Source organism: Streptomyces fuscigenes, from assembly GCF_021556455.1.
Taxonomy (GTDB): Bacteria; Actinomycetota; Actinomycetes; order Streptomycetales; family Streptomycetaceae; genus Streptomyces; species Streptomyces fuscigenes.
This window is the reverse complement of sequence record NZ_JAKGCV010000215.1, coordinates 1-9,241: the sequence shown is the minus strand read 5'-3', so window position 1 is coordinate 9,241 and position 9,241 is coordinate 1. Positions and strand designations below refer to the sequence as shown.

The 9,241-nt window shown below is 70.5% G+C and carries 7 protein-coding genes and 1 pseudogene; 1 reads left to right on the top strand and 7 read right to left on the bottom strand.

Annotated features, from left to right (window positions below):
- From L1885_RS17560 to L1885_RS17550, 3 genes are all read right to left on the bottom strand, one after another.
- Nucleotides 1-387 (bottom strand): DUF4233 domain-containing protein (locus L1885_RS17560; protein WP_235798073.1); only part of this gene is annotated, 387 nt, incomplete at its 3' end.
- A 9-nt stretch (nt 388-396) separates the two neighbouring features.
- The gene (gene folC, locus L1885_RS17555) at nt 397-1,920 is read right to left on the bottom strand and encodes a bifunctional tetrahydrofolate synthase/dihydrofolate synthase (protein WP_308117341.1); all 1,524 of its coding nucleotides are present in this window, start codon (nt 1,918-1,920) and stop codon (nt 397-399) included.
- Nucleotides 1,921-2,084: 164 nt separating this feature from the next.
- Nucleotides 2,085-4,706: a valine--tRNA ligase gene (locus tag L1885_RS17550; RefSeq protein ID WP_235798072.1), complete on the bottom strand. Its 2,622-nt coding sequence runs from the start codon at nt 4,704-4,706 to the stop codon at nt 2,085-2,087.
- 137 nt (nt 4,707-4,843) lie between these two features.
- Between L1885_RS17550 and L1885_RS17545 the strand changes: the two genes are divergently transcribed.
- Nucleotides 4,844-5,950 carry a hypothetical protein gene (locus tag L1885_RS17545; RefSeq protein ID WP_235798071.1) on the top strand — a complete coding sequence of 369 codons (1,107 nt, stop codon included), beginning with the start codon at nt 4,844-4,846 and terminating at the stop codon, nt 5,948-5,950.
- A gap of 144 nt (nt 5,951-6,094) precedes the next feature.
- Here the strand turns inward: L1885_RS17545 and clpX are convergent, their stop codons facing one another.
- From clpX to L1885_RS17525, 4 genes and pseudogenes are all read right to left on the bottom strand, one after another.
- Nucleotides 6,095-7,387, bottom strand: coding sequence for an ATP-dependent Clp protease ATP-binding subunit ClpX (gene clpX / locus L1885_RS17540; protein WP_235798070.1), 1,293 nt, complete (start codon nt 7,385-7,387; stop codon nt 6,095-6,097).
- Between the two features lie 212 nt (nt 7,388-7,599).
- A complete protein-coding gene (locus L1885_RS17535) occupies nt 7,600-8,274 on the bottom strand; it encodes an ATP-dependent Clp protease proteolytic subunit (protein ID WP_308117340.1) in 675 nt (224 codons plus the stop codon).
- Between the two features lie 47 nt (nt 8,275-8,321).
- Nucleotides 8,322-8,927 (bottom strand): ATP-dependent Clp protease proteolytic subunit, encoded by a 606-nt coding sequence (locus L1885_RS17530; RefSeq protein WP_235798074.1) that lies wholly within the window; start codon nt 8,925-8,927, stop codon nt 8,322-8,324.
- 202 nt (nt 8,928-9,129) lie between these two features.
- Nucleotides 9,130-9,241: pseudogene (locus L1885_RS17525) on the bottom strand (tryptophan--tRNA ligase); the annotation flags it as partial.

The following is a 9,241-nucleotide window of genomic DNA, read 5'->3' as shown; positions in this document are numbered from 1 at the left end:
CGTGCCGCCGGACGCGGCACCACCGGGCGCCGCGCCGGCCGGGGCCGCGTCGCTCCGCGCGAGCGCGGCCCAGCGGGCCTTGTGTTCGTCGATGATGCGTCCGTAGTGCACCGAGGCCCACCACAGCGCGGCGAACGCCACGCCCAGGATGAACATCATCGGCACGACGAAACCGCTCGCGAGCAGCGCGGCCTGGAGCACCCAGCCCAGCTGCACCCCGCCCGGTCGGGTGATCATGCCGCACAGCAGCAGCGACAGCAACATCGCGAGGCCGCAGACCGTCCAGACGGCCGCCATCGACAGGGAGTCGGACTTCATCGCGACGAGGCCCGCGAAGCCGATCACGAAGAACTCGGCGAGCAGCGTCGATGAGCAGAGCGTGCGCATGACCGTGTGTCAGCCCCTCTTCAGCAGCAGCCGGGCCTCGCCGACCGTCATGACCGAGCCCGTCACCAGCACGCCCGCGCCGGAGAACTCGCCCTCTTCCTCCGCGAGGGTGATCGCCGCCTCGATGGCGTCGTCCATCCTCGGTTCCACCTGCACGCGCTCGTCGCCGAAGATCTCGACCGCGAGGGCGGCCAACTCGTCGGCGTCCATCGCCCGGTGGCTGGAGTTCTGCGTGACGACCAGCTCCGCGCAGATCGGCTCCAGAGCCTCCAGCACGCCCCGGACGTCCTTGTTCGCGCTGGTGCTGACCACCCCGATCAGCCGGCTGAAGTCGAACGCCTCGCCGACCGTCTCGGCCGCGACGCGGGCGCCCGCCGGGTTGTGCGCGGCGTCCAGGACGACCGTGGGCGAGCGGCGCACGACCTCCATCCGGCCGGGCGAGGTGACCGCGGCGAACGCCTTGCGGACCCGCTCCGCGTCCAGCGGCTCGGGCCGGGTCGAGCCGACACCGAAGAACGCCTCGACGGCCGCCAGTGCGACCGCCGCGTTGTGCGCCTGGTGGGCGCCGTGCAGCGGCAGGAAGATCTCCCCGTACTCGCCGCCGAGTCCGCGCAGCGTCATGAGCTGCCCGCCGACCGCGATCTCGCGGGAGAGGACCCCGAATTCGAGGCCCTCGCGGGCGACCGTCGCGTCCCGCTCGGCGGCCTTCTTCAGGATGACCTGCGCCGCGTCCACCGGCTGCTGGGCGAGGACGACCGTCGCGCCGTCCTTGATGATCCCGGACTTCTCGCCCGCGATCTCCCCGGGCGTGTTGCCGAGGCGGTCGGTGTGGTCGAGGGAGATGGGGGTGATGACGGCGACACCCGCGTCGATCACGTTCGTCGCGTCCCAGGTGCCGCCCATGCCGACCTCGACGACGGCGGCGTCCACCGGCGCGTCCGCGAAGGCCGCGTACGCCATGCCGGTCAGCACCTCGAAGTACGACAGCCGGTGCTCCTGGTCCGCGTCGACCATCCCGATGTACGGCTTGATGTCGTCGAACGTCTCGACGAACCGCTCGGCGGGGATCGGCGCGCCGTCCAGGCTGATGCGTTCGGTCACGGACTGCACGTGCGGGCTCGTGTACCGGCCGGTGCGCAGGTCGAACGCGCCGAGCAGCGCCTCGATCATGCGGGCCGTGGACGTCTTGCCGTTGGTGCCGGTGATGTGGATCGACGGGTACGTGCGCTGGGGATCGCCCAGCAGGTCGAGCAGGGCGCGGATGCGCACCGTGGACGGGTCGAGCTGGGTCTCGCCCCAGCGGTCGGCCAGCTCGGCCTCGACGGCGCGCAGCGCCGCGTCGGCCTCGGGGTCCTCCGGGCGGCCCGGCACGTCGCCTTCGGGGGGGCCGGCCTGGGCGCGCAGGGTGCGGCTGCCGGCCTCGATCACGGCGAGGTCGGGGTCGCGGGTGGTCTCGTTGGCGACGATGGCGTCGAAATCGTCGACGCTCTCGCCGTCGTCGTCGTGCTCGCCGGACTGGGGGGTCTCACTCACGCCCTCCAGTCTACGGAGCGCCTGCGGCGCCCGGCGCCGGGGCGGGTCCCGGCGCCGCGCGCGGTGCGGCGCCCCTTCGGCCGGCCGGTGCCGGCGATCCCGGCACGGGGTGGGCCGGCGGCCCGGCGGGCTCGCGCCCGGGGCCGCCGGCCTCCACCGCTGCCTCAGGCCTGCGGCAGGCTTCCCAGCTGGGCGGTGATGCGGGCGATGTCCGCCTCCGCCTTCGCGAGGCGGCCGCGGATCTTGTCGACCACCTGGTCCGGAGCCTTCGCCAGGAACGCCTCGTTCCCGAGCTTGGCGTCGGCCTGCGCCTTCTCCTTCTCGGCCGCACCGAGGTCCTTCGTCAGGCGCTTGCGCTCCGCCGCCACGTCGATCGTGCCGGACAGGTCGAGGGCGATCGAGGCGCCAGCGATCGGCAGGGTCGCCGTCGCCTGGAAGTCCTCGCCCTCCGGCTGGAGGCGCAGCAGCGCGCGGATCGCCGGCTCGTGCGCGGCCAGCGACGTGCCGGAAAGGTCCAGGCGGGCCGGAACGCGCTGGCCGGGCTGGAGGCCCTGGTCCGCGCGGAAGCGGCGGACCTCGGTCGTGACCTCCTGGAGGTGCTCGATCTCCCGCTCGGCCGCGTCGTCGCGGAAGCCGCTGTCGACCGGCCACTCGGCGATCACGACGGACTCGCGCCCGGTCAGCGTCGTCCACAGGGTGTCCGTGACGAACGGGACGACCGGGTGCAGCAGCCGCAGGGTGACGTCGAGGACCTCGCCGAGGACCCGGCGGGAGGCCGCCGCGCCCTCGCCGCCCGCGGCGAACGTCGTCTTCGACAGCTCGACGTACCAGTCGAAGACCTCGTCCCACGCGAAGTGGTAGAGCGCGTCGCTGAGCTTCGCGAACTGGTAGTCGTCGTAGTACGCGTCGACGGCGGCGACCGTGCGGCCCAGCCGGGACAGGATCCAGCGGTCGGTGGCCGACAGTTCCTCGGCCGGGGGCAGGTCGCCCTCGACCGTGGCGCCGTTCATCAGGGCGAAGCGGGTCGCGTTCCAGATCTTGTTGGCGAAGTTGCGGGACGCCTGGACCCAGTCCTCGCCGATCGGGACGTCCGCCCCGGGGTTGGCGCCGCGCGCGAGCGTGAAGCGCACCGCGTCCGCGCCGTAGGTGTCCATCCAGTCCAGCGGGTCCACGACGTTGCCGAACGACTTCGACATCTTCTTGCCGTGCTCGTCGCGGACCAGGCCGGTCAGCGCGATCGTGTGGAACGGCCGCACGTCGTCCATCGCGTACAGGCCGAACATCATCATCCGGGCGACCCAGAAGAAGATGATGTCGTGGCCCGTGAGCAGCACGTCCGTCGGGTAGAACTTCTCCAGCGACGGTGTGCGCTCCGGCCAGCCCAGCGTGGAGAACGGCCACAGCGCCGAGGAGAACCAGGTGTCCAGGACGTCGGAGTCCTGCGTCCAGCCCTCGCCGGTGGGGATCTCGTCGTCCGGTCCGACGCACACGGTCTCGCCGTTCGGCCCGTACCAGACGGGGATGCGGTGGCCCCACCACAGCTGGCGCGAGATCGTCCAGTCGTGCATGTTGTCGACCCAGTCGAAGTACCGCTTCGACATCTCCTCGGGGTGGATCTTCACGCGCCCGTCGCGGACGGCGTCCCCCGCGGCCTTCGCCAGCGGCTCGACCTTGACCCACCACTGCAGCGACAGCCGCGGCTCGACGGTCGTACCGCAGCGCGAGCAGTGGCCGACGCTGTGGACGTAGGGGCGCTTCTCGGCGACGATCCGGCCCTGCTCGCGCAGTGCCTCGACGATCGCGGAGCGCGCCTCGAAGCGGTCCAGGCCCTGGAAGGGGCCGGGGACGGTGATCACGGCGCGCTCGTCCATGATCGTGAGGGATTCGAGGCCGTGGCGGCGGCCGATCGCGAAGTCGTTCGGGTCGTGCGCCGGGGTCACCTTGACCGCGCCGGTGCCGAACTCGGGGTCGACGTGCGCGTCCGCGACGACCGGGATCGTGCGGTCGGTGAGCGGCAGCTTGATGCGCTTGCCGATGAGGTGCGCGTAGCGCGCGTCGTCGGGGTGGACCGCGACCGCCGTGTCGCCGAGCATCGTCTCGACGCGGGTGGTCGCGACGACGACGGTGTCGTCGCCCTCGCCGTACTTCAGCGAGACCAGCTCGCCGTCGTCGTCCTGGTACTCGACCTCGATGTCGGAGATCGCGGTCAGGCAGCGGGGGCACCAGTTGATGATGCGCTCGGCGCGGTAGATCAGGCCGTCGTCGTAGAGCCGCTTGAAGATCGTGCCGACGGCCTTCGAGAGGCCCTCGTCCATGGTGAAGCGCTCGCGCGACCAGTCGACGCCGTCGCCGAGGCGGCGCATCTGGCCGAGGATGCGGCCGCCGTACTCCTCCTTCCACTGCCAGGTGCGGCGGACGAACTCCTCGCGCCCGATGTCCTGGCGGGACTTGCCCTCCTCGGCGAGCTGCTGCTCGACCTTGTTCTGCGTGGCGATGCCGGCGTGGTCCATGCCGGGCAGCCACAGCGCCTCGTAGCCCTGCATGCGCTTGCGGCGCGTGAGGGCGTCCATCAGCGTGTGCTGGAAGGCGTGGCCGAGGTGGAGGGAGCCGGTGACGTTCGGCGGGGGGATGACGATCGTGTACGGGTCCTTGTCACTGGACGCGTCCGCCTCGAAGTAGCCCCGCTCCACCCAGCGCTCGTACAGCTTCCCCTCTACCTCCGCCGGCGCGTACTTGGTCGGCAATTCACGGGGAGCTGGTGGCTGCTGCGCTGAGTTCTCGGTCACGGGGCCAGTTTAGAGGTGTCCCCGGGCCGCCCCGAAACGGATTGCCGAGCGTAACGGTGTGGCCCCGGGACCCCCATGTCGTGCTCACATCCGTCAGGATGTCGGTCAGCGTTATCCATATGAGGGGATCCGACCGCATGAGCGACAACCAGCCCGGGCCTTACGGGGGGCCGCAGCCTCAGCAGCCGCAGCAGCCCGGGCCGTACGGACAGCCGGGACCTTACGGACAGCAGCCGCAGCAGGGCGGTCAGCCCCAGCAGGGCGCCCCGGGGCCCGGCTACGGCTACCCGCAGCAGCCCGGTGTCCCGCCGCAGCCCGGCTACGGCTACCCGCAGCAGCCCGCCGGCGCCCCGGGGCCCTACGGGCAGCCGCAGCAGGGCACGCCGAATCCGTACGCCCAGCCCGGACAGCCCGGACAGCCCGCCTACGGGCAGGGACAGCCCGCGTACGGACAGCCCGGGCAGCCGCAGTACGGGCAGCCGGGCCAGCCTGCGTACGGGCAGCAGAATCCTTACGGCCAGCCGCCGTACGGCGCCGGCCAGTACCCCGCGAACCCGATGGGCGAGGCGCCGAAAAAGAAGAAGACGGCCCTCGTGGTCACCGCCGTCGTGGTGGCCTGCGCCGTCATCGCGGGCGGCGTCTACTTCCTGACCTCGGGCGGCTCCGGCGGCTCGGACGTCGCGGACGACGGCCCGCACAAGCTGACCGCCCCGGCGACCGTGCTGGACGGCCAGTTCACGAAGAAGCCCGGCAGCGACAGCTCCGCCTCGGACGACCTCGACGACGCCAGGAAGGCCGGCGTCAAGAACCCGAAGGACATCTCCGCCGCCTACGTGAAGGGCGACAAGAACAACCCGCTCGCCCAGGTCGCGCTGGACTACGGCGGCGTGTACGGGCAGATCGACGACCCGCAGAAGACCCTCGACGCGTTCTTCGACTCGGCCAAGAAGGAGTCGGCGGCCGACAAGAGCGGCAACGAGAAGCTCGTGGGCACCCCGCAGAAGGTCACCCCGGCCGGTCTCGGCGGCGCGCTCATGGAGTGCCAGAACATCACGGTCAAGGGCGACGCCTCCGCGGGTCCGAAGGAGATCACACTGCCGATCTGCGTGTGGGCCGACCACAGCACGCTCGGCTTCGCGACGACGACGGACGTGGCCTCCGTGCTCGCGGGCAAGACCACACCGATCTCCGAGGTCGCGGAGACCACCGCGAAGCTGCGCAACGACGTCCGCGTGAAGGTCTGATCGGCGCGGCACCGCGGCGGCCCGGGGCGCACCGCGCCCGGCGCCCCGGGCCCGCGCCCCGCACAACGACGGCGCCCGGCCGGTCGATCCGAGTCGACCTGCCGGGCGCCTGCCGCGTTCGCGGCGCGTGTCACACGAGGTGCCTCACGCGGACTTCTCGTGCCGTCCGTCGTTCTTGACGATCCTCGGCTCGCGCGGCACGAGCGTCGGGTTCACGTGCGAGTGGACGACCTCCTCGGTGATGACCACGCGGGCCACGTCCTTGCGGGACGGGACCTCGTACATCACCGACATCAGGACCTCTTCGAGGATGGCGCGCAGGCCGCGCGCGCCGGTGCCGCGCAGGATCGCCTGGTCCGCGATGGCTTCGAGCGCCGACTCCTCGAACTCCAGCTCCGCGCCGTCCAGTTCGAACAGCCGCTGGTACTGCTTGACGAGCGCGTGACGCGGCTCGACCAGGATGCGCTTGAGCGCCTCGCGGTCGAGGTTGTGCACGGAGGTGATGACCGGGAGGCGGCCGATGAACTCGGGGATCATCCCGAACTTCACCAGGTCCTCCGGCATGACTTCCTGGAACATGTCGCGGGCCTCGATCTCGCGCTTCGAGCGGATCGTGGCACCGAAGCCGATGCCCTTCGCACCCGCGCGGGACTCGATGATCCGCTCCAGGCCGGCGAACGCGCCGCCCACGATGAACAGCACGTTCGTCGTGTCGATCTGGATGAACTCCTGGTGCGGGTGCTTCCTGCCGCCCTGCGGCGGCACGGAGGCGGTGGTGCCCTCCAGGATCTTCAGCAGCGCCTGCTGCACGCCCTCGCCCGAGACGTCGCGCGTGATCGACGGATTCTCGCTCTTGCGCGCGACCTTGTCGATCTCGTCGATGTAGACGATGCCGGTCTCGGCCTTCTTGACGTCGTAGTCGGCGGCCTGGATCAGCTTCAGCAGGATGTTCTCGACGTCCTCGCCGACGTAGCCGGCCTCCGTCAGCGCCGTCGCGTCGGCGATGGCGAACGGGACGTTGAGCATGCGGGCGAGCGTCTGCGCGAGGTGGGTCTTCCCGGATCCGGTGGGACCGAGCAGCAGGATGTTGGACTTGCCGAGCTCGATGGCGTCCTCACGGCCGGAGCCGCCGCCGTTCTCCCCGGCCTGCACCCGCTTGTAGTGGTTGTAGACGGCCACCGAGAGGGCCTTCTTCGCGGGCTCCTGCCCGACGACGTAGCCCTCGAGGAACTCGTAGATCTCGCGGGGCTTGGGGAGTTCCTCCCAGCGCACCTCGGAGGTCTCCGCGAGCTCCTCTTCGATGATCTCGTTGCAGAGATCGATGCACTCGTCGCAGATGTACACACCGGGCCCTGCGATGAGCTTCTTCACCTGCTTCTGGCTCTTGCCGCAGAACGAGCACTTGAGCAGGTCGCCGCCATCACCGATGCGTGCCACGAGGTGCTTCCCCTTCGCCTGGGAGCAGCCTGGTTCAGCGGCTCCTGTGCCTCATATCCGACGGTACCTTGCCCGGCCCCGTGTTCGGGCCCCCCTTGGCGCGGTTCACCTTGCTCCCGCACGACCGTACGACATCCGTACGGCCGTCGCGCGCCGCCCCGGTGGGGCGGGCGCGACGGGTGCTACGGGACCGCGCCAGGGGTGCGCGCCGGTCAGGCCGCCGCGGCGGCCGTGGTCTTGCGGGTGGAGACGATCTGGTCGACCAGACCGTAGGCCAGCGCGTCCTCAGCGGTGAGGATCTTGTCGCGCTCGATGTCGTCCCTGACCTTCTCGATCGGGGTCGTCGAGTGCTTCGCCAGCAGTTCCTCCAGCTGCGTGCGCATGCGGAGGATCTCGTTGGCCGCGATCTCCAGGTCGGAGAGCTGCTCGCGGCCCGTCTGGCTGGACGGCTGGTGGATCAGTACGCGCGCGTTCGGCAGGGCGAGACGCTTGCCGGCGGTGCCGGCGGCGAGCAGCACCGCGGCGGCGGAGGCGGCCTGGCCCATGCACACGGTCTGGATGTCCGGCTTCACGAACTGCATCGTGTCGTAGATGGCCGTGAGGGCCGTCATCGAGCCGCCGGGGCTGTTGATGTAGATGGAGATGTCGCGGTCGGGGTCCATCGACTCCAGGCACAGCAGCTGCGCCATGACGTCGTTGGCGGACGCGTCGTCGATCTGCACGCCGAGGAAGATCACGCGCTCCTCGAACAGCTTGGCGTACGGGTCGTACTCGCGCACGCCCTGCGAGGTGCGCTCGACGAAGCGCGGGACGACGTAGCGGTTGTCCACCTGCGGACCCGTGTACAGGCCGCTCGCGGAAGTGTTGTTCATGTCGGTGTTCACCATTCCTGTGACCTTGGGAGACCTTCGGGGGACGGGCCGGACGGGACCGCTCAGGCCCCGGTGCCGCCGCCGCCCGGAACTCCCGAGGCAGCGGAGATGATCTCGTCGATGATGCCGTAGTCCTTGGCCTCCTCGGCGGTGAACCAGCGGTCGCGGTCACCGTCGCGGATGATCGTCTCCTCGGTCTGGCCGGTGTGACGAGCGGTGATCTCGGCCATGCGCTTCTTGGTACGCAGCAGCTGCTCGGCCTGGATCTTGATGTCGGACGCGGTACCGCCGAGGCCCGCGGAGCCCTGGTGCATGAGGATGTCGGTGTTCGGCAGCGCGAAGCGCTTGCCGGCGGCGCCGCCGGTCAGCAGGAACTGGCCCATGGACGCGGCGAGACCCATGCCGATGGTCACGACGTCGTTGGGGATGTACTGCATGGTGTCGTAGACGGCCATACCGGCCGTGACGGACCCACCGGGGCTGTTGATGTAGAGGAAGATGTCCTTCTCGGGCTCGGCCGCGAGAAGGAGCAGCTGCGCGGTGATCCTGTTGGCGATGTCATCGTCCACCTGCTGGCCGAGGAAGATGATCCGCTCGCCGAGCAGCCGACTGTAGACCTGGTCGCCGAGGCCCCCACCGATGGACGGGTCTCCGGCGGCGAGGGGCATCAGATTCGTCACGTGTCCACCTGCTCGTCTCTGACGGCCACAGCCGTCTCAGCGTCTTCGTCCCGAGAATCGGAGGCCGGGCCGCACTGCTCCCGGACGCCTTCTCCGGCTCTCGTACTCATGGACCCTAACCCCCAGGTCGGCGGGCGCCATCCCGGTTCCACAGCTGTTCGCTCGGAGCGCAAGGTAGTTGGGCTCCGGCGGAGGGCACGGTGAAGGTGTGCCCGAACCGGCCGTTGAACCGCTCGGCCAGGTCGCGGGTCAGCTCGATGTGCTGGCGCTGGTCCTCGCCCACGGGAACGGCGTCCGCCTGG